General features: G+C 73.4%; 16 protein-coding genes. 3 read left to right on the forward strand and 13 right to left on the reverse strand.

The window, feature by feature from the left end; all coding sequences use genetic code 11:
- Positions 1–64: 64 nt before the first annotated feature.
- From OUQ99_RS19215 to OUQ99_RS19245, 7 genes are all read right to left on the reverse strand, one after another.
- Entirely contained in the window at positions 65–814 is a 750-nt protein-coding gene (locus OUQ99_RS19215) for an ABC transporter permease (RefSeq protein WP_267945163.1), read from the reverse strand.
- 3 nt (positions 815–817) lie between these two features.
- Complete coding sequence (locus OUQ99_RS19220) at positions 818–1576, reverse strand: ABC transporter permease (protein ID WP_267945164.1); 759 nt, start codon at positions 1574–1576, stop codon at positions 818–820.
- Positions 1573–2475 carry an ABC transporter ATP-binding protein gene (locus tag OUQ99_RS19225; RefSeq protein ID WP_267945165.1) on the reverse strand — a complete coding sequence of 301 codons (903 nt, stop codon included), beginning with the start codon at positions 2473–2475 and terminating at the stop codon, positions 1573–1575. The genes OUQ99_RS19220 and OUQ99_RS19225 overlap by 4 nt, the downstream gene beginning before the upstream one ends.
- A gap of 194 nt (positions 2476–2669) precedes the next feature.
- Positions 2670–3371 (reverse strand): response regulator, encoded by a 702-nt coding sequence (locus tag OUQ99_RS19230; protein WP_267945166.1) that lies wholly within the window; start codon positions 3369–3371, stop codon positions 2670–2672.
- Between the two features lie 23 nt (positions 3372–3394).
- Positions 3395–4564 carry a sensor histidine kinase gene (locus OUQ99_RS19235; protein ID WP_267945167.1) on the reverse strand — a complete coding sequence of 390 codons (1170 nt, stop codon included), beginning with the start codon at positions 4562–4564 and terminating at the stop codon, positions 3395–3397.
- A gap of 382 nt (positions 4565–4946) precedes the next feature.
- Positions 4947–6368, reverse strand: a complete 1422-nt coding sequence (locus OUQ99_RS19240) for a GntP family permease (protein ID WP_267945168.1) — start codon at positions 6366–6368, stop codon at positions 4947–4949.
- Positions 6361–8130, reverse strand: coding sequence for an IlvD/Edd family dehydratase (locus OUQ99_RS19245; protein ID WP_267945169.1), 1770 nt, complete (start codon positions 8128–8130; stop codon positions 6361–6363). The genes OUQ99_RS19240 and OUQ99_RS19245 overlap by 8 nt, the downstream gene beginning before the upstream one ends.
- A 129-nt stretch (positions 8131–8259) precedes the next feature.
- Here OUQ99_RS19245 and OUQ99_RS19250 point away from each other — a divergent pair, with 129 nt between their 5' ends.
- Together OUQ99_RS19250 and OUQ99_RS19255 are read left to right on the forward strand one after the other, a co-directional pair.
- Positions 8260–8934, forward strand: a complete 675-nt coding sequence (locus OUQ99_RS19250; protein WP_267945170.1) for a GntR family transcriptional regulator — start codon at positions 8260–8262, stop codon at positions 8932–8934.
- A gap of 475 nt (positions 8935–9409) precedes the next feature.
- Entirely contained in the window at positions 9410–10027 is a 618-nt protein-coding gene (locus OUQ99_RS19255; protein ID WP_267945171.1) for a class I SAM-dependent methyltransferase, read from the forward strand.
- Positions 10028–10093: 66 nt separating this feature from the next.
- On the opposite strand, the gene OUQ99_RS19260 is transcribed toward OUQ99_RS19255, so the two are convergent.
- Positions 10094–11389 carry an amidohydrolase family protein gene (locus OUQ99_RS19260; RefSeq protein WP_267945172.1) on the reverse strand — a complete coding sequence of 432 codons (1296 nt, stop codon included), beginning with the start codon at positions 11387–11389 and terminating at the stop codon, positions 10094–10096.
- Positions 11390–12061: 672 nt separating this feature from the next.
- On the opposite strand from OUQ99_RS19260, the gene OUQ99_RS19265 reads away from it, so the two are divergent.
- A complete protein-coding gene (locus tag OUQ99_RS19265) occupies positions 12062–12823 on the forward strand; it encodes a class I SAM-dependent DNA methyltransferase (RefSeq protein WP_267945173.1) in 762 nt (253 codons plus the stop codon).
- A gap of 159 nt (positions 12824–12982) precedes the next feature.
- Here the strand turns inward: OUQ99_RS19265 and folE are convergent, their stop codons facing one another.
- The 5 genes from folE to OUQ99_RS19290 all read right to left on the reverse strand — a co-directional run bounded on the left by folE (position 12983) and on the right by OUQ99_RS19290 (position 20087).
- Positions 12983–13606 (reverse strand): GTP cyclohydrolase I, encoded by a 624-nt coding sequence (gene folE, locus OUQ99_RS19270; protein ID WP_267945174.1) that lies wholly within the window; start codon positions 13604–13606, stop codon positions 12983–12985.
- Positions 13607–13659: 53 nt separating this feature from the next.
- Positions 13660–14166: a 6-pyruvoyl trahydropterin synthase family protein gene (locus OUQ99_RS19275; RefSeq protein ID WP_267945175.1), complete on the reverse strand. Its 507-nt coding sequence runs from the start codon at positions 14164–14166 to the stop codon at positions 13660–13662.
- Between the two features lie 337 nt (positions 14167–14503).
- Entirely contained in the window at positions 14504–15679 is a 1176-nt protein-coding gene (locus tag OUQ99_RS19280) for a cytochrome P450 (protein WP_267945176.1), read from the reverse strand.
- A gap of 44 nt (positions 15680–15723) precedes the next feature.
- Positions 15724–16932 carry a cytochrome P450 gene (locus tag OUQ99_RS19285; protein WP_267945177.1) on the reverse strand — a complete coding sequence of 403 codons (1209 nt, stop codon included), beginning with the start codon at positions 16930–16932 and terminating at the stop codon, positions 15724–15726.
- Positions 16932–20087, reverse strand: a complete 3156-nt coding sequence (locus OUQ99_RS19290) for an amino acid adenylation domain-containing SDR family oxidoreductase (protein ID WP_267945178.1) — start codon at positions 20085–20087, stop codon at positions 16932–16934. The genes OUQ99_RS19285 and OUQ99_RS19290 overlap by 1 nt, the downstream gene beginning before the upstream one ends.
- Between the last annotated feature and the right edge of the window lie 13 nt (positions 20088–20100).

A 20100-nucleotide genomic window follows, 5' to 3' on the forward strand; every position in this document is an offset into this window, starting at 1 on the left:
TCGTCGTGCCGTCCCCTCCCCCGGAACGCCCGGCGCGGGATCACCCCCGCCGGGCGGCCCCCGGTCAGCGGATGTCGCGCCGGTCCAGAACGGCTGCGGTACCCAGGGTCACCACCGCTGTGAGACCGAGGGCGATCACGACGACGGAGGTCACCGCACCGGCCGTGACGGTCCCGCTGTCCGCGAGCATCCCCGTCCCCATCTGCGTGGCCCGGCCGACCAGACCGTGGGGCAGGAGCAGCGCCAGGGCCTCGATGCGGGTCATCCACAGCAGCATCCCCGCGGCCGACGCCAGGAGGGCCACGGCGATGGGAGCGGCGAAGGACCTCATGAGCATCGACAGGCCGGACTGGAAGGCCGCCACCGGCAGGCACGCCAGCACGATGACGGCGCTGACCAGGAAGTACTCGGGCGGCAGGGTGCCGGGGAGCGCGAACACCAGCTTGCCGACCACGACGATGCCCACCACCAGCACAGCCTGCATGGCCGCGGCGAGCGCGGCCAGCACCGCCGTCTTGCCGACCACCACGTGGAGACTCGACACCTGGCGGCCCATGAGCGCGTTCCAGTTGCCGCCGCGGTGCTCGACGCGCCAGACCAGCGAGGCCAGGACGGCCACGCCGAGGACCAGGGGGAACAGGCCGTAGAAGACCACCGCCCGCAACCACAGGGTGTGCCAGTGGTCTTCGAGCGGCTCACCGGCGACGACGGTGTTGACCGCTCCCGCGACGACGGCCGTCAGCGGCAGGAGCACCACCACGACCCAGCTCATGGAACGCCTCAACTTGAGGAACTCGGCTCGGACCGAACCCATGGCTCAGACCTCCCGACGGTCGAACAGGCGGGTGGCGAACAGGAACAGGGCCCCGCCCGCGACCCCGAGGGCGGCCACGCTCAGGTACGGCGGGTCCAGGGAGACCACGCCGGCCTCGCGGACGTCGACGGGCACGGACAGCGCGTAGTACCCCCACGGGGGGAGGAAGTGGGCGACCCCTGTGGACATCCCCGTACCGGAGACGGCCGCGAACACGCCCAGCACCCCGGCCCCGAGCCCCACGAGCTGGTTGGCGGTCCGTGCCGCCAGCCAGAGGTGGAGTGCGAAGAGCACCAGGTTCACGACGACGGCCGAGGCGGTGTACCCGAGCCACTGCCCGACCGGAAAGGTCACCGTGATGCCTGCCAGCCCGCCGATGGCGGCCACCAGGCCGCTCTGGGCCAGGGTGGCCGCGACCACGACCGCGCCGGAGGCCGCGAACTTGGCCCGGCACAGGGCCCCGGGGGTGAGCCCCGAGGTCTGGGAGAGCAGCCAGCCGCCTCCCCGGTGCTCGATGTCGACCTGTCGACTGGCCAGCACCGCCAGCAGGACGGGCGAGACCAGCAGCACCGCCAGTGCCATGCTTCCGAGCAGCCACTGCCAGGGCCGCTCGGCGGGGTCGTCCACCGACTCCGGGAAACCCGGCGCCGCGAGGGCGTAGCAGGACAGTGCGACGACACCGACCGTCATGGCGGCCGCCACGGGCACGACGCGCAGGCGGCGCATCTTGGCGAACTCGTTCGCCACGGCACGACCGATCACAGGCCCCGCCCTCCGGTGAGGTCCATGAAGACGTCCTCGAGGGACTGGGCGTCGCGGCGCACGCCGTGGACGTCGACGCGCTCGTGCACGAGATGGGCCACCACGCGAGCCGTGCCCGTCCGGTCGAGTCCGGGCAGGCGCACGGCGGGGCCGTCCCGGTACGCGCTCCACCGGGCGGTGAGCGCGGTCGCCCGCTCGGGTTCGGGGGTGTCGATCAGCACGTCGGGGGTGGACCTCGCGAGGAGCTGGTCGCGCGTGCCCTGGAAGAGCATGCGGCCCTCGCCGAGGATGCCGAGCACGGTGGCCGTCCGGTCGATCTCGCCCAGCAGGTGGCTGGAGACCATCACGGTGGTCCCGTCCCCGGCCAGCTGTGCGAGGAGGCGGCGGATCTCCTCGATACCGGCGGGGTCGAGGCCGTTGGTGGGTTCGTCGAGGATCAGCAGCCGGGGTTCGCGGGCCAGGGCCATCGCGATGCCCAGCCGCTGCCTCATGCCGAGCGAGTAGTCGCGGACCCGCTTGTCGAGGTGGTCCTGCAGGCGCACGGTCCGCACCGCCCGGGTGGTCCGGCCCTCGTCGAGATCCAGGAGCCGCTTCACCAGGCGCATGTTCTCCCGGCCCGTGAGGTGCTCGTACGAGGGCGGGGTCTCGATGAGCGCACCGATGTGGCCCAGCAGTTCGCGGCGGGTGGAACGCTCCATGGGGCGGCCCATGATGCGGATCTCGCCCGTGGTGGGGCGCACCAGGGACAGGAGCATCTTCATCGTGGTGGTCTTCCCCGACCCGTTGGGGCCGAGGAAGCCGTACACGCACCCTTCGGGCACGCGCAGGTCCAGGTTCGCGACCACCGTTCGGTCGCCGTACGTCTTGCCCAGGTCATGGGTCGTGATCATGTGAGACACAGGTCCAGCATGTCCGCGGGGCGGTCTCCGGACATCTCGCCGGAGGATGACCTTTTCCGTCATCCTCCAGGAGGACCGGGGCGCCGCCCTGGTCCTCAGGTGGCAGGCGCACCCGTGTCGAAGGTCGGGGGGCGGCCCCGGGGCGGGCGGTGTGCCGAGGGCACTCCCGCCGGCTCCGGGGAGGCGCGGGCGTCTCAGGACCGGGGCACGTCGACCAGACCGGTCTCGTAGGCGAGGACCACCGCCTGGACGCGGTCGCGCAGGCCGAGCTTGGTCAGGATCCGCCCCACGTGCGTCTTGACCGTGGCCTCGGACACGTGCAGCCGGTCGGCTATCTCGGTGTTCGACAGCGCGCGGGCCACCAGGGCGAGCACCTCCCTCTCGCGCGGGGTCAGCACGCCGAGGGACTCGGGGGCGGGCGGCCTCCCGTCACCGGTGGGCAGGTGGCCCGCGAAACGGTCGAGGAGGCGCCGCGTCGTGCTGGGGGCGACCACCGCGTCGCCGGAGTGGATGGAGCGGATCGCCGACAGCAGGTCCTGCGTCCGGGCGTCCTTGAGCAGGAAACCGCTCGCCCCGGCCCTCAGGGCCGCGTAGGCGTACTCGTCCATGTCGAAGGTGGTCAGGATCAGGACCCGCGGCCCTCCGCCGTCGGCGCAGATGCGGCGTGTGGCCTCGATGCCGTCCATACCGGGCATGCGGACGTCGACGAGTGCGACGTCGGCTGTGAGGGTGCGCAGGAGTTCGAGCGCGGTGTGCCCGTCGCCGGCCTCACCGACGACCCGGATGTCGGGTTGGGCGTCCAGGACCATGCCGAAACCCGTTCTGACCAGTTCCTGGTCGTCCACGAGGACGACGCGGATCGCCTCCGGGCGCCGGTCTCGGGGCGGTGTGCCCACAGGTGCGTTCCCTTCCGGTTCACTCACGTGGTGATCGCCCGCATCGGCAGCGATGCCACGACCTCGTATCCCCCGTCCGGGCACGGCCCGGCGCGCAGGGAGCCCCCGTACACGGACACCCGCTCCCGCATACCGGTCAGACCGCGCCCCTCCCCGGGGCCCGCCCCCGCCGGCACGGACGCGCCGCGCCCGTCGTCGAGGATCCGGACCCCCAGGGCGTCGTCCCCGAAGCGCAGGCGTACCCTGGCGCGGACCGTCCCGGGTCCGGCGTGCTTGAGGGTGTTGGTCAGCGCCTCCTGCACCACCCGGTGGACGACGAGCCCCGCCCCTGCCGACAGCCGCCGGACGGGGCCGTCCACGGTGTACTCCACCTGCAGCCCGGCACGGCGGACCTGGGCGAACAACTGGTCCAACTGCTCCACACCGGGCCGGGGTGTGAACCCCTCCTCGTGTTCCCCCTCGCGGAGCACCCCGAGGATGCCGCGCATCTCGGACAGGGCCGTCCGGCCCACCTCGGAAACGGTCTCCATCGCGGTCCTGGCCCGCGCGGGATCGTCATCGATCGCGTATGCGGCGCCGTCGGCCTGCACCACCATCACACTCACGTTGTGGGCCACCACGTCGTGCAGCTCCCGGGCGATACGCGCGCGCTCCTCGGCGATGGCCGCCCGGGCACGGGCGTCGCGCTCGCGCTCGAGCCACTGCGCGCGCTCCTCCAGGCCGATGAGGTGGCTGCGGCGCACGTTCGTGTAGAGGCCGGTGACCCAGCAGAGCATGATGAAGAACGTGTAGAACACGAACACGGTCCAGGAGCCCCGGTCCGCATAGGGGGAGCCCACGATCATCAGCAGCAGGCAGAGCTCGACCACGGCCAGAGCGGCCAGCGCCGGCGCGAGGCGGCGGTGTGCGGCCACCGTGTACATGGCGGCGACGACGGCGAGTTCGGCCAGGAACAGGTCGACGCCGAACGCCAGCTGCAGAACGGTCGCCGCGGCGACGGTCGCGAAGACCCCCGCCGGATACCTGCGCCGCAGCGCCAGGGGCAGCAGCAGCACGAGCGTGAAGGCGATCCGGACGGCCGCGGTGAGATGGCCGGGGTCGTCCGGGCCGGCGTAGGAGAGTGTCCTCATCAGGCACCACGCCAGGAACGGGGCCACACAGAGCGCGTCGACGAGCGTTTCGTGCCGCCGCAACCATCCCTGGACTCTCCCGAACACCCGCTCAGTCTAGGTCGTGTTTTGTGGATTCTTCCGGGCTCGCGTCCACCAGGCTGCCTCTCGCTGCGCCTCTGCGCTCGTGAAGCACAACCAGGCTGAACTTCGCACATCGGCTTGCGAGAGATGGCCTGGACGGCCGCTCGCCGACCCGAAAGCCTCCAAAAAACACTCCCCGGGCCCGCGCCTTCTTGCCTCCGGTGCGGGGAAGAGGGCGCGGGCGGGACGCCGCATGCGCTCCCCCGCTCATTCGGCCGCGGTCCGCTGCCCGGCGCGCACGAGGGGGCGGGGAGGACCCGGTGCCCGCGGCCCGTGTCCCGGTGGAGGAGCCCTCCGGGCGCTCCTCCACCGGGGCCGCGGCTCAGGTGACGAACAGGGTGAGGACGAGCGCCACGGTGAGGCCCGTCAGTCCGACCAGGGTCTTCATCACGGTCCACGACCTGAGCGTGTCCCCGACCGACATCCCGAGATAGCGGTTGGCCATCCAGAAGCCCGAGTCGTTCACGTGGGAGAACGCCGTTCCGCCGCACGCGATGGCGACACAGGTCAGCGCCGCGAGCGACGGGCTCGCCCCGATCGTCTCCAGCAGGGGCGCCGTCAGCGTCGCGCCGGTGATCATGGCGACGGTCCCGGATCCCTGCGAGACGCGGATGACCGCGGCCGCGAGGAAGCCGAAGAGCACGATCGGCATGTTGATCTGCTGCATCCCCGCGGCCAGCACCTCGCCGAGGCCCGAGTCGACAAGCAGTCCGCCGAACACCCCGCCGGCGCCGGTGATCAGGATGATCACGCCCGCGGGCGCCAGGGCCTTGGTCGCCATCTCCTGGAGCTCCTTGCCCGAGCGCCCCTTGCGCACCCCGAAGAACCAGAGGGTGTACAGGCAGGTGAGCAGGAGCGCGATCACCGGGTGGCCGACGAATCCGAGAACGGTGGCGGCCTGGGTGCCCTCGGGCAGCAGGAGGCTGCTGGTGGTTCCGCCCAGGATCAGGGCCAGGGGGAGCAGGAGGGCTCCGAGGACGGAACCGAAGCTCGGCAGCGGGTCGGCCGCGCCGTCCTCGGCCCCGCCGATGGCGGACGGGCCCTCTCCGGAACCGCTCCGCGCCCCCTCCGCCCCGTTGCCGGCGGTGACGCTCACGGCGTCGGCCTCGGCGGGGACCGGGACGAAGATCCGCTTGGCGACGAACCGGCCGAAGAGCGGGCCCGCCACCGCCATCGCGGGCAGGCCGCAGACCACGCCGTAGACGATGACGAGGCCGAGGTCCGCCCCCAGGATGCCCGCCGTGGCGATCGGCCCCGGCGTGGGCGGGATGAAGGTGTGGGTGACGCTCAGCCCGGCGCACAGGGGGATGCCGTAGTAGAGCAGGGAGCGGCCCGTACGCCGCGCGATCGCGTAGAGCAGGGGGACGAGGATGACGATCGCGACGTCGATGAAGACGGCGATCGAGACGAGGAAGCCGGCCAGGCCCAGGGCCCAGGAGAGGTAGCGGTCGGGGACCCTCTCCACCAGGGTCGTGGCCAGGCGCTCGGCTGCCCCCGCCCGTTGCAGCACCTCGCCGAAGATGGCGCCGAGCCCGATGATCAGGGCCACCTGGCCCAGGGCCCCGCCCATGCGGTCGACGATCTGCTCGGCGAGGTCGAGCGGGGCCGTTCCGGTCGCCAGGCCGAAGGTGATCGCGGCGACCAGCAGGGCGACGAAGGGCTGGAACCTGAACCTGATGATGAGCAGGAGCAGGAGCACCACGGCCAGGACCGAGGCGGTCAGAATCCAGGCTGTCTCAGACATGCGCTCCTCCGCCGCCGGCCCCTGGGACCGCGGGGGCGCCGGGGACGGCGCCCCGGTCGGTCTCCGATCTCAGGAAGTCGAAGTCGCACCCGTGCTCGGCCTGGTTGACGTGGTCGACGTACAGCTTGCGGTACCCGCGTCCCGGCCGGGGGGCGGCCGCGGCGCGCGGGGCCTCCTGGGCGCGTGCGGCGAGTTCGTCGTCGGGGACGTCGAGGTGGATGAGGCGCTCCTCGACGCTGAGCCGGATCGTGTCGCCGTCGCGGACGAGGGCGAGGGGCCCTCCGGCGGCGGCCTCCGGCGAGACGTGGAGGACGATCGTGCCCGCCGCCGTCCCTGACATGCGGCCGTCGGAGACGCGGACCATGTCCTTCACCCCCTGGCGGGCCAGTTTGCGGGGGATGGGGATGTATCCGGCCTCCGGCATGCCGGGGGCGCCGATCGGGCCGATGCCGCGCAGCACCAGCACGTCGTCGGGGGTCACGTCCAGGTCCTCGTCGTCGATGCGGCGCGCGAGGTCCTCGGAGTCCTCGAAGACGACCGCGCGCCCCCGGTGCTCCATGAGGACGGGGTCGGCGGCGGCCTGTTTGATGATCGCGCCGTTGGGGGCGAGGTTGCCGCGCAGCACCGCGATGCCCCCGGCGGGGTAGACCGGGGCGGAGCGGGTACGGACGACCTCCTGCGGGAAGGGCGCCGGGGCCCGGTCGAGCTCCTCTCCGAGGGTGCGGCCGGTGACCGTGAGCTCGTCGGTGTTGAGCAGGTCGCGCAGTTCCAGCAGGAGCCTGGGGACGCCCCCGGCTCGGTGGAGGTCCTCCATGTAGTGGTCGCCGGCGGGTTTGAGGTCGACCAGGACCGGGGTCTCCCTGCTCATGGCGTCGAACCGCTCCAGGTCCAGCGAGTAGCCGAGCCGGCCCGCCACGGCGGCCAGGTGCACCAGTCCGTTGGTGGAGCCGCCCAGGGCGAGGAGCACCCGGAGGGCGTTCTCGAACGCGCCCCGTGTGAGGATCCTGTCGACGGTCAGGCCCTCACGGGCCATCTCCACCGCGCGGGTGCCGGTCATCTCGGCGTAGCGCGTGCGGTCCGCGGTGACGGCGGGCGGGGTCGCGCTGCCCGGGAGGGAGACGCCCAGTGCCTCGGCCACGCACGCCATGGTGCTGGCGGTGCCCGCGACCGAGCACGTGCCCACGCTGCCCACCAACCGCCCGTTGACCTCGGCGATCTCCTCGTCGTCGATCTCCTCGGCCCGGTAGCGGCCCCAGAAGGAGCGGCAGTCGGTGCACGCACCGACCCGGACGCCGCGGTGCGAGCCGGTCAGCATCGACCCGGTGACGAGCTGGATGGCGGGTTTCCCGGCCGAGGCCGCGCCCATGAGCTGGGCGGGCACGGTCTTGTCGCAGCCGCCGATGAGGACGACCGCGTCGACGGGGAGGGCGCGGATCATCTCCTCGGTGTCCATCGACATCAGGTTGCGCAGGAACATGCTCGTGGGCTGGGAGAACGCCTCGTGCACGGAGATGGTGGGGAACTCCACCGGCAGGCCGCCCGCCAGCATGACGCCCCGCTTCACGGCCTCGATGAGCTGGGGCATGTTGCCGTGGCAGGGGTTGAAGCCGCTGCCCGTGTCCACGATGCCCACGACGGTGCGGTCCAGGGCGTCGTCGGTGTACCCGCTGCCCTTGATGAACGCCTTCCGGAGGAAGAGCGCGAACCCGCTGTCCCCGTAGTTGGTGAGGTTGCCCCGGAGCCCGGGAGGTCCGTCCTGCATTATTGCCCTCATTATCGATAATATGTGTGATGAACACCGCAGAGCGAACCACAGGAGGCGTGCCCGGCGCAAGTACCGTTGGACGCGGACCAGCGCGAAGGCCTACGGGGCCGGGAAGGGAGCACGCAGATGCCCGAGACGGCCGAGGCCACCACCGCCTCCCGGATGACCGGGGCGAGGCTGGCGGACCTCCTCGAGGAGGAGATCGTCATCGGGGTCCGCTTCCCCCGCGAGCGCCTCGTCGAGGACGAGCTGATGGCGCGCTTCGACGCCAAGAGGCACGCCGTGCGCCAGGCCCTCCAGGTCCTGGAGTCCCGGGGCGTGGTCGAGCGCCGGCCCAACGCCGGGGCCTTCGTCCGGTCGTTCACGGCCAAGGAGGTCAGGGACCTCTACGTCCTGCGCGACCTGCTGGAGGTGCGGGCCGCCGAGCTCATCGAGTTCCCCGTCGACCCCGCCCGTCTGGAGGACCTGGCCGAGGCCCAGCGGCGCCACGACGCCGCGGTCGAGGCCAACGACCCGCGCGCCGTGGTGACCGCGAACATGGAGTTCCACCGCAAGCTGTTCGCGCTGTCCGACAACGAGGCCCTGATGGAGGCGATCAACCGGTACGCCAGGGTCGCCCACGCCATCCGCTCGGTCACCGTCACCTCGACGGAGTCTCTGCGCCTCAGCCGGCACGAGCACGGACGGATGCTGGACGCGCTGCGCGAGGGGGACCGCGACCTTCTGGCGAGCACGTGCCGGGCCCACCTGATCCCCTCCCGCGACGCCTACCTCGAACGGGTGAGCCTCACCGGGGCCTGAGCGGCCCGGCGCGCTTCCCGGAGTTCCCGGCACCACCCCCCCGGGGGCCTTCTCCGCGTCGCGCGATGGCCACCGGCTGTCGGGGCGGCGCCCGCGGGGCCGGGTTCAGGAGCGGGGAAGTCGTTTCGCCTTCGCGGCCGACGCCGAGAGAACCTGATAACCGCCCGGAGTTCCCGGAAAAGGAAATCATCGGACTTGCGGCTTTCGCCGACCGCGCCCCGATGCGTTGCCCGGCGTCCGGGCCACGGGGGCGCATCAGGCGGGCATTGCGACGTCGTCCCACCCGGGGACGCCGATCCGGACCGGGCCGACCGGGGGTCCCTGCATTCGCAAAGCGGGGACAGCGGCCAACCATGGTGCTACCGTCCTGCAAAGGGTGTTCCCTTCCCCCTTGCGAACGAATATTCCCGGCAGAACGACAACAATGCCGCCCCCCACTCGACCGGGAAATACCCTCATGAATACCGGAGAAACGATGACCCAGAACGACTTCGACGTGTTCTACCGGAGCAGGCTGAACGACTCCGCACGCCCCCAGGACATTCCGTGGGACATCGCCGGCCCCCAGAGGGGGCTGGTAGCGATCCAGGACGAGGGAGGGATCCGCTCACCGGTGCTGGAGATCGGGTGCGGGCTGGGTGACAACGCCATCCACCTCGCCCGCCACGGTCACAGGGTGGTCGCCGTCGACGTCTCCCCCACCGCCGTGGAGGAGGCCTCCCTGCGGGCGCGAGAGGCCGGGGTGTCCGTGGACTTCCGCGTCGAGGACGCCACACGGATCGATGCGTCGGTCGGCGACTTCGCCACCGTCGTGGACATCGCGCACTTCCACTGCCTCGACGATTCCGAACGCTCCCTGTACCTGGAGGCACTGCACGGGGTGAGCCACCCCGGAACCCGGCTCGTCCTCCTCGGCCTCTCCGACCGCGCCCCCGAGTCCGCCCCCGGTCTGCGCCGCCTCTCCGAACACGAGCTGCGCACGTCCCTGTCCGCGGCCGGGTGGTGGGTCAGGAGCATGCGCGCCTCGGCCCTCGACGCCCCGTCCTCGGCCGGGGGCGACCCGGCGTGGCTCGTCGAGGCCGAACGGCTCTGACCCGGATCGCCCCGCCCCGTGTGCGGGGCCGGCCCGAGCAGGCGTCCCGCGCCGTGGGGCACCTGCTCAGGTCCACACCCGGTCGGCCGCGGCCTCCGCGTCCGCCACCAGGCGGGGCGCGTCCACGCCGGTCAGCATCCCCCCGCTCTTGCGCGGTATCCCGTCCACGTACACGTCCGTGACGTTGTCCGGGCGACCGTTGAGGACCAGTTGCGCCGGCCAGTCACCGCGTGGGGCGAAGTTCAGCGCCCGCGGTTCGAGCACGACCACGTCCGCGCGTTTGCCGGGTGTGAGCGATCCGAGGCGATCGGCCTCCCCGATCGCCCGGGCGCCGTCCAGGGTGGCCATCGCCAACGCCTCCCGGGGTCCGGGATACACCCCGGCGTCCAGGGAGACGGCCCTCTGCAGCCCCACGGCCGCCTTCATCGAGGCGAACATGTCCCCGCAGTCGTTGGTGCCCCCGTCCTGACCCAGGCCGGCCCGGATCCCCCGCCTCCGGAACTCGGGCAGCGGCATCACCCCCGTCGCCAGGCGCATGTTGCTCAGGGGGCAGTGGGCGACGGCGGCGCCGCTGCGGGCGAGCAGGTCCAGTTCCGCGCCGGTGATGTGGATGACGTGGTTGAGCAGCGTGCGCGGTCCCAGCGCGCCGGCCTCCCCGAGCATGCCGACGGGGTCGTCCGCACGGTCGTCGGGGTGTTCGAGCAGGTGGAGGTTGAGGCCCACACCCAGTTCCCGGGCCAGGTCGGCGTGGGCGCGCACCGTGTCCGCGTACCCCGGGCAGGCGGCCGAGCCCACCTGCGCCGTGCCCCGCGCGGTCGGGGCCACCAGGTCCTGTACGACCTTGCGGACGAGGCCGATGTCGGGCAGCTCCTGGTACGGGGCGTGCACGAAGCGCAGTCCGCTCTCGTCCACCGCTCGCACGTAGGCCTCGGACACGGCGAAGTCGACGGCGGGCACCCAGTCGACCACGGTGGTCACACCCGACTGGAGGGCGTCGGCCGCGGAGAGCCGCACGAACCGGTCCATCTCCTCTGGGCCGATCGCCGGAAGGGCCGGCCCCACGCACGTTCCGTACCAGTCGTAGAACCCCAGCTCGGCGCCGCGTCCGCGGATGGCGCTCTGCCACAGGTGCGTGTGCGCGTCGACGAACCCGGGGAGGACGATGCGTCCCCGCGCGTCGACGGCCTCCGTGCCGGGACCGCAGCGCACGTCGGGACCGACCGCCGTGATCACGCCGTCCTCCATGAGGACGTCGGCGTGCGCCAGTGTGCCGAGCGGCCCCTCGCCCATGTCCGGGTCCATCGTCAGGACCAGTGCGGCCCCGCGCAGCACGGTGCCGCGACACGGGTCGGGGGCGCTCATCGACGTACCCCGCCCGGTGCGCGGGAAGCCTCTCCGAGTGCGGTGCGGGACGCCGCCGGTGCGAGGGCGCCGCCACCCCTGGGAACACGAACACAGGAGGAGGGCATATGCGGCCTTTCGCAATGAAGAGGGATGGAGCACCACACCGAAGAGCCGTTCCCTGCAGTTTCGGAGGACAATCGGTTACTACCCGCCGCGCACCCGCCGAGAAACGTCTCTCCGCATTCGCGCAACGGAGGAATTCCCAGTGGATTTTCCTCTGCGGGACGCTCCTTCCCGGGTACGCACATAACCCGTGGAACCGGGCGAGAGCCTCCTTCGGGGGCTTCGCCCTCACAGCCCCCGACCACTCCGGGAAGACCCCCTCCGCCCCGCCGAGGCACACCGGGAAACTCGTGACCCAACACCCGGAAGAGCAAAAAGCGACCATCCTCCAACGAGGGTGTGTCATGTGGTCCCAGTTTCCGGAGACACGCTTCCGGGAGGAGGGAAAGGCACCCGGCAAACCGTCCGACCCCTGCCCTTCCGAGGCCCCTTTCCCGTGAATCGGATGCCCGTATCCGGCGTCGGAGCTCGGAACGAAACACCTGAGTCCGGACAAGACCGGGCGGGCACGGCGGGAGCCGCACCGCGGCCGCACCCGCCGACCGCTTTCCGGGAACAACTCCCCCCATGGACACGATCGTCTACAACGACTACGACGTCGCGGCCGACTCCTACGACCGCATGGCCAGGGACCACAACCTCACGGACCTGCTCGCCACCTGTCGGCGCGCGCTCCGGCATCACGGAACGCCCGGCCGACGGCTCCTGGACCTGGGGTGCGGCACCGGCAAGGGCGCGATCCCGCTCGCCGAGGACGGGTTCGAGGTCACGGGGGTGGACTCCTCCGCGCGCATGCTGGAGGTCGCCAGGGCCAAGCCCGGGGCCGAGCGAGTGGAGTTCGTCGTGGGCGACGCCCGTGACCTGCCCCCTCTGGGCCCCTTCGACGCGGTGCTGAGCACGGGCGCGGTACTCAACTACCTGGCCGACGAGGACGAGTTGGCGGCCGCCTTCCGCAGCACGGCACGCGTGCTGGCGCCGGGCGGCCTGTTCGTCTTCGACATGATGGACCGGGCCGGGGTGGAGACCCTCGTCCGCGCGCCCAAGGTGGTCGAGCACGAGGGCGGCATGTCGGTCTTCCGGGCCGAACGCTCCACGTCGGGCACGGAGGCGGTCGACCTGCGCATCGACTACTTCGCCCGGGAAGAAGGCGGGATGTGGCGGCGCACCACGTCCGGTCACGCCCTGACGATCTTCCCCCCCCCCCCCCCCCCGCGCGCGTCGAGAGCCTGCTCGCCGCGGCGGGACTGCGCGTGGAGGCACACCACATGCCCGGGCCCGACTCCGCCACCACCGACCGGGGGGAGCCCGGACACCCTCCGGAGACCATGACGATCGTCGCCCGCAAGGGCGGTGCGTCCGCCGGCTCCCCGTCCTGAACCGCGCCCGTGCCGGCCCCGCGCCGGGACGGCCGTGCCGCGGCGCACCGCGGACACACCGAAGGCCCCGGTCGGAGTGGCGCCTCCGACCAGGGCCTTCAGCGGGGGGTCGCTATACCGCCTCCGACGGCCCGTAGGAGAGCACCTGGGCCCGCAGCGCCGGATCGGTCTCCAGCTCCCCGGTCAGGTGTGTGGTGAGCATGGCGGCGCCGTGCGCCTCCACGCCGCGCAGGGTCATGCAGGCGTGCCGGGACCGGATGACGCAGGCCGCCCCCCGCACGTCCAGGTTCTTGTCGAGCGCGGCCACCGTCTGCTCGCCGATCCGCTCCTGCACCTGGGGGCGGGCGGCGTACTCCTGCAGGACACGGGCCAGCTTGGACAGTCCGACGATGCGCGCCCCCGGGGCCGGCAGGTAGGCGACCGTGGCACGGCCGGGGAACGGCAGGAGGTGGTGCTCGCACAGGGCCACGAACGGCACGTCCACGGCCGCGATGATCCCCTGGTTGGTGGACTCCGCCGGGAACAGCACGCCCAGGTGGCGGTCCGGGTCCAGGCGCAGCCCGCGGGTCATCTCCGCGATCGCCCGGACGTACCGCTCGGGCGTGCGGTGCATGGACTCGCCGGTGCAGGGGATGCCGAGGGCCTCCAGCATGGCACGGGCGTGCTCGGCGGCTGTCTGTTCGGGAGAGGCGGGCAGGGGGCGGTCGGACGGTGCTGCGGTAGCGCTGGTGGTCACGGCTCCGACTCCTCGTTCGCGCTGGGGGCTCTGGACTGCTCGGGGCGGACCGCTCACGCGCTCCCGCCGCGCCACAGGGCGCTGTTCACATGGGTCTCCGTCACGCGGACGCCCTCGATCCTGGCGCCGGGCGCGTGGCCCAGCCCCACCAGGACGTCCATCGCCACCCGGCCCAGGAGCACGGCCACGGCCTCCACCGTCGGGTGGGGCAGGTTCGCCGCGAACTCCTCGGCGGGGAGCGGCTGGGGGGCGCCGAAGCGGAACAGCTTGCTGCCGTGGTCGGCCAGCACCTTGGCCAGCGGGTCGTCGACGCCGAGCATCGCCCCGTGGTCCAGGTGGGTGTCGATCCAGGAGCGCAGTTCGGCCTTGAACGCCCCGAACTCGACCACCGTGCTGGAATCGAGGGCCGGGGCGACCGCCGACACCTCGACCCACCATGAGTGGCCGTGCAGGTTCGTGCACTTGCCGCCCAGGTGCGGCAGCCGGTGCGCGGTCTCGAAGTTGTGCCGCACGGTGACGCCGTGGTGGGCCGGTGCGTACGTGGCGGCCGTGGTGTCCATCAGTGGATCCCCCGATACTTGTGGGCTTGCGGGCACAGGCTCCGGCGCGGGCGGTCCGTGCTGACCCCCGGCGCCGTCGTGGTGTCGGGCCGCGGACCGGGGGCGCCCCCGGTCCGGGGCCGGGGAAGGCCGGGGAACAGGACCTCGGCCTGCCCCGGGGTCTTCTGCGGGTGGGCGCGGCCGGGTGTCCCGGTCGACGGAGGGCGCCGGACCGGGCCGGGGGCCGGTCCGCCGTTGCGCGGTACGGGCGGGGGTCGTTGCACGGGCGGACACTCCTCGGGGTCCGGGGGCGGTTCCGGTGCTCGTCGGCGGCCGGTCCACGGGGTGGGGGCCGGTCTCACCAGAGGACGGGTACGGCGGCGGGCATGATCGCCATCCGGTCGGGGTGCCACTCGACGTCCTGCGGGGGAACGGCGAGCCTCAGCCCCTCCAGACGGGCCAGCTCGGTCAGGGCGAGCGCCCCGACCCGGCGTGTCAGCCTGGCCCCGGGGCAGTAGTGCGGACCGTGGCCGAAGCGCATGTGCGGGTTGGGGCGGCGGGACGGGTCGTAGGCGTCGGGGGCGGGGAAGGTGGCGGGATCGTAGTTGGCGGCGTCGGTGGAGACCAGCACGAGGTCCCCCGTGCGCAGCCGCCGTCCGCCCAGCTCCGTGCCATCGGTACAGATCCGGGCCAGGGCATTGCCCATGAGGACGCTGTAGCGCAACAGCTCCTCGACGTGCCCCTCGACGGCTCCGGGGTCGGTGCGGATCTGGGCGAGGGCGCCGGGCATCCGGGCGAGGTGGAAGGCGGCGCCGCCCAGGAAGCTGGCGAGGTCCTCGTAGCCGGCGACGAAGACGACGCCGAGCACGTTGGCGAGCTGGTGCGGTGTGAGCGCGTCGCTCCCGGTGTTCATCGCCGTGAGCCGGGGGACGAGGCCCGGGACGCCGGGGTCACATCGCTGTGCCCGTTCGAGCAGGTGGTCGCGCAGCTGCTCCCAGTTGCGGTGGACCTCCTCGGTCGGCAGGAGCATGGTGAGGTCGGTGTCGGCCCAGTGCCTGAGGCGGGGCAGGTCGCCGATGGGCAGCCCCATCACGCGGCACATCGCCGGCCCGGCCACCCGCTCCGCGAAGTGGTGCTGGAGGTCGCCCGGCGCCCCTTGCGCCACCATCTCCTCCAGCCCCCGTCGCGCCTCGGCGCGGAGCTCCTCCTCCGGCAGGTCCGGCAGGTCGCTCAGCAGGCGCCGTGCCTCCTCCAGCAGGCCGGCCCTGCCCAGGTAGGCCATGGCGTCGAGCAGTTCGGGCGCGAAGACCGGGACGTCCTGGACGGGGCTGCCCTCGTCGGCCACCCGGGAGCGGCGGAACCGCTCCTCGCGCAGCACCCGGCGCGCCTCGGGATAGCCGGTGACGAGCCACGCCTCGTGTCCGGCGTTGGTGGTCACGCGCGTGACGGGGCAGGTGCCTCGGAGCTCGTCGGCCAGACGGTCTCCCCGGGTGCTGAACGGATAGTGCGGCAGCGCCTGGTCGGTGGTGGTCACGGCGGTGGTCTCCCTCCGGTGGGCGGTCGGATCGGGTGCGGGCCTCACCAGAGGACGGGCAGCCGCAGCGGTGCGCGCAGCGGCGAGTCCTCGTTCCAGGCGAGCCGCTCCGTCGGCTCGGCCGGGCGCAGGTCCGGCAGGCGGGCGAGCAGGGTCTCCAGTCCGATGCGCAGCTCCATGCGGGTCAGGTGGCCGCCCGGGCAGTAGTGCGGTCCCCGGCCGAAGACCAGGTGGCGGTTGGGGTCCCGCCCGGGGTCGAACTCGTCGGCGCGCTCGAAGGCGTCGCCGTCCCGGTTGGCGGAGGCGATGACCGGCATGACCGCCTCCCCCTCACGGATGCGCCGCCCACCGATGTCCAGGTCCTCGGTGGCGACCAGGACGACGATGGCGTTCATGAGCGGCACGTGGCGCAGCAGCTCCTCCACCGCCCCGGGGATCTCCCCGGGCCGCTCCCGCAGGCGCCGGACCAGTCCGGGGCGCTCCAGGAGCGTCACCAGCGCGGCCCCGAAGTGCTGGACGTTGGTCCTGTAGCCCGCCATGAGCATGCTGATGGTCACGCTGACCAGGTCCTCGTGCCCGAGGCCGCCCTCGTGGGCGGGGGTGGCGGCCAGCCTGGCGAGCAGGCCGTCGCCGCCCCCGCGCGCACAGGCGTCGACCAGTGCGGCGGCGTGGTCGCGCAGCGCGTCCAGGGCGGCCAGGGTCTTGCCGAGCGGGACCCGGGTGGCCTGCAGGACGGTCTCGATGTGCTCGGCGACGGCGGCGAACCCCGTGTGGTCGATGCCCAGGAACGCGCACAGCACGCGCAGCGGGAAGGGTTCGGTGAAGCCCGCCACCAGGTCGCCCGGCGGCCCCTGCCGTACCAGGTCGGCGGTCAGGTCCTCGGCCAGGGCCCGGACACGGGGCTCGAGGTCCTGGAGGCGGCGGGGTGTGAAGGCGGGCGCGACCGCGCCGCGCACCCGGGCGTGGTCGGCGCCGTTCAGCTCCAGCAGGGTCAGGACCCGGCGGGGCCACTGCTCCCCCTCCCTCGGCGGCCACGTCGCGATGACGGGGCGCACCAGCCGGGGGTCGGCGAGCGCCCGGCGCACGTCGTCGTGCCGGCTGACCAGCCAGACCGGATCGCCCTCGGGGAGCCGCGCGCGGGTCACCGGGCCGTCGGCGCGCAGGGCGGCGTAGGCGCAGGGGGACCCCGGGGAGCCGGTCTCCGCCTCGGGGACCGGTGGCAGGACCGCCCGCAGGCCGGCGGCGTCGTCCATCACGCCCTCCCCCCTTCCGCGAGCCGGCGGTCGGCCCCGGCCGCGGCGGTGGGCCTGGGCCTTCGCATGAACCCGCAGCCGAAGAGGTGGTCCAGGTAGTGGTCGATGAGGGCGTCGTCGACCGGCGGGCAGGCCAGTCCCGCCTCGGCCGTGGCCGCCTCGGCGTTGGTCCGGTCCAGGCGCGGGAAGACCCCCTCCAGGTACAGCTCCTTGACCGACAGGTCGGTGCCCCGGCCCCGGTCCACGCACAGCGACACGAAGGGCGCGGTGGGGCTGGTGGGGTCCTCGGCGACGTGGCGCACCAGTTCGGCGACCCACTCCGCGTAGGACAGGGTCGTGATCTCGCACCCGGCGGCGCGCATGCGCCGCACGACGTCGGCCAGGCGGCCCGGTGCCGGGTTGGTGAGGTGGTAGGTCCCGCGCGCCGGGGAGGGGCCCGTGGCCACGTGCGCGATGGTGTCGGCCAGGTGGTCCACCGGCACGAAGTCCATCGGCAGGTCGATGTCGGGCGCCGTGCCGGTCTCGGCGATCATCTTGAACATCGAGCAGATCGCGGTCTCGGTGTTGCAGATCCCGCCGCGCCGGTCCCCGGTGATCTCGTAGGGGCGGTAGACGGTCACCGGCAGCCCCGCCCCGGCGGCGTCGCGCAGCACCTGCTCGGCCACCCACTTGCTCTCGGCGTAGCCCAGGGTGAGGCGTTCGGCGTGGGCCAGGGGCGTCTCCTCGCCCACCAGGCCCACACCCGCGCTGCCGAACCCGGCCAGGACGGCGATCGTGGACAGGAAGTGGACGGGTACGCGGCGCGGCGCGGCCAGCCGCACGATCCGGCGGGTGCCCTCGACGTTGGCCGACCGCAGGGCCGAGTAGGGGTAGATGAAGTTGACCTGGGCGCCGGAGTGCACGATCAGGTCGAGCCGGTCGGCCAGGTCCGCCGCGTGGCCGGCGGCCAGACCGAGCCGGTCGGCCTCCAGTTCGGCGGGGAAACAGACGAGGCGTTCCTCGTGGTCGCGTGCCGGCAGCCCGTAGCGGGCGAGGTTGGCGAGCACCCTGCGGCGGGCGTGCCGGGGGTCGCGGGCGCGGACGGGGCAGTGCACCCGTGCGCCGGTGCGCGAGAGGAACCGGTCGACCAGGTAGGCGCCGACGAAGCCGGTGGCCCCGGTGACCAGCACGTCCGCGGGGTCGCGCGGGTCGGGGGCCGGGCCGCGCCGTGCGGGCAGCGCGAAACCGAGGCGCCCCTCGGCGCCGAAGTCCGTGGCCTCCCCGGGCTCACGTGCGGCGGGTGCGCCGGCGCGGGCGCGCCGGACGGCCGCGGTGAACTCCTCCACCGTCGGCCCCTCGATCAGGGAGCGGACGAGGGTGCTGCCGTGCTCCGCGCCGATGCCGAGCAGGGCGCGGGTGCGGTTGACCGCCTCCGCCGCCAGCAGCGAGTCGCCGCCGATGCGGAAGAAGTCGTCCCCCGGACGGGGCGTCACCCCCAGCGTCTCCCGCCAGGCCGCGGCGACACCGTCCCGCAGCGACCCGTCGCCGCCCTCCCGCCCGGGGGACGCGGGCTCGCACGGTTCGGGGGCCGCGGACCGCTCCGCGAGGGCGGACCGCTCCGCGAGGGCGGACCGCTCGGCGAGCAGGACCCGGTCGACCTTGCCCGCCGAGGAGACGGGGAGGGACGCCCACCGGTGGAACACACGGGGGACGGCCGCCGGGGGCAGCCAGGCCGCGCAGAAGCCCCGCAGGTCGTCGACGTCGACGCCGCGCCCGGGATCGGCCGGGGTGACGTGGGCGGTCAGGCGCGCGGCGCCGGCCTCCACGACGGCCTCGGCGACGTCGGGGTGTTCGCGCAGGCGCGCCTCGACCTCGTCGGGTTCGATCCTCTGCCCCCGGATCTTCAGCTGGCGGTCGATCCGGCCCCGGTACTCCAGGGCGCCGTCCGCGCCCAGGAGCACACGGTCGCCGGTCCGGTAGAGGCGCTCCCCGCTCCCGTCGGGCGCCGCCACGAAGCGCTCGGCGGTCAGGTCGGCGTCGCCCAGGTAGCCCAGCGCGAGGCCGGCGCCGCCGACGAGCAGCTCGCCCTCCTCCCCGACCGGGGCGGTGGTCCCGTCGGCGCGCACGACGCGGCAGGTGGAGTTGGCGATCGGTCGGCCGATGGGCACCGAGCGCGCCCCGTCCGCGAGTCCGCGGACCTTGTGGAACGTGGACACCACCGTGTTCTCGGTGGGGCCGTAGAAGTTGACGACCTCGGTGTCCGGGCAGGCGCGCAGCACGGCCCGGGCCAGGTCCGGGTCCATGGCCTCGCCCCCGGCCGACACGAAGTCGAGGCCGCGGAACGCCCCGGGGTCCGTCCGGGCGACGTGGTGGAAGACGCTCGTGGTGAGGTAGGCGATGTCGACGGCGTCCTCGCGCAGCCGCCGGTGCAGTGCCTCGGGGGAGACCAGTTCCTCCCGGTCGGCGATGACCAGGCAGGCGCCGCCCGTCAGCGCCGACCAGATCTCGATGGTCGAGGCGTCCGAGGACAGGCCGTAGCCGTGCAGGACCCGGTCCCCCGGACCGGGCCGGGGCAGGCGGGGGTCGGACACCGCCAGGCGGACGACCCCCCGGTGCGGCACCGCGACCGGCTTGGGCCGGCCGGTGGAGCCCGAGGTGAACATGACGTAGGCGCAGTCGCCGGCCGCGGCGCCCGTCGGAGGGAGCGGTCCGGCCGCCGCGGGCCCGGCGTCGGCCTCGATCCCGACCCGCGCGGCGAGGCGCCGCACCCGGCACACCGCCCCCGGAAGGACCACCGCGACGCGCACGCCCGCGTCCTCCGCCATCGCGTTGACGCGGGCGGGCGGGTGGTCCTGGTCCAGCGGCACGTAGGCGCAGCCCGCGCGCAGGACCCCGAGGAAGGCGACGAGCGCCTCGGGGGACCGGCGCCCGCAGACGCCGACCGCGTCGCCGGGACGCGCCCCGGCGGCCAGCAGGCCCGCGGCCACGTCCCGGGAGCGCCGGGCCAGCTCCCCGTAGGTGAGTTCGCGCCCCCTGTGGCGGACGGCGGGGGCCCCCGGCTGTCTGGCTGCCCAGGTGGCGAAGATGTCGTGCAGGAGCGCGTCGCGGAGGTGGTCGGTGACCGGACCGCGTAGGTCCGCCTCGGAGGGGGCGTGCGTTGCCGGACTCTTCGTCACGAGGAATTCCTCT

It is taken from the genome of Streptomonospora nanhaiensis (assembly GCF_026642255.1).
GTDB classification, from domain to species: domain Bacteria; phylum Actinomycetota; class Actinomycetes; order Streptosporangiales; family Streptosporangiaceae; genus Nocardiopsis; species Nocardiopsis tropica.

Excerpts from the sequence above, each read along its gene's own strand:
- OUQ99_RS19215 (WP_267945163.1), bottom strand. The coding sequence starts at position 814 with ATGGGTTCGGTCCGAGCCGAGTTCCTCAAGTTGAGGCGTTCCATGAGC.
- OUQ99_RS19240 (WP_267945168.1), bottom strand. The coding sequence starts at position 6,368 with ATGTCTGAGACAGCCTGGATTCTGACCGCCTCGGTCCTGGCCGTGGTG.
- OUQ99_RS19245 (WP_267945169.1), bottom strand. The coding sequence starts at position 8,130 with ATGCAGGACGGACCTCCCGGGCTCCGGGGCAACCTCACCAACTACGGG.
- OUQ99_RS19250 (WP_267945170.1), top strand. The coding sequence starts at position 8,260 with ATGCCCGAGACGGCCGAGGCCACCACCGCCTCCCGGATGACCGGGGCG.
- OUQ99_RS19255 (WP_267945171.1), top strand. The coding sequence starts at position 9,410 with ATGACCCAGAACGACTTCGACGTGTTCTACCGGAGCAGGCTGAACGAC.
- OUQ99_RS19260 (WP_267945172.1), bottom strand. The coding sequence starts at position 11,389 with ATGAGCGCCCCCGACCCGTGTCGCGGCACCGTGCTGCGCGGGGCCGCA.
- OUQ99_RS19265 (WP_267945173.1), top strand. The coding sequence starts at position 12,062 with ATGGACACGATCGTCTACAACGACTACGACGTCGCGGCCGACTCCTAC.
- OUQ99_RS19275 (WP_267945175.1), bottom strand. The coding sequence starts at position 14,166 with ATGGACACCACGGCCGCCACGTACGCACCGGCCCACCACGGCGTCACC.
- OUQ99_RS19285 (WP_267945177.1), bottom strand. The coding sequence starts at position 16,932 with ATGGACGACGCCGCCGGCCTGCGGGCGGTCCTGCCACCGGTCCCCGAG.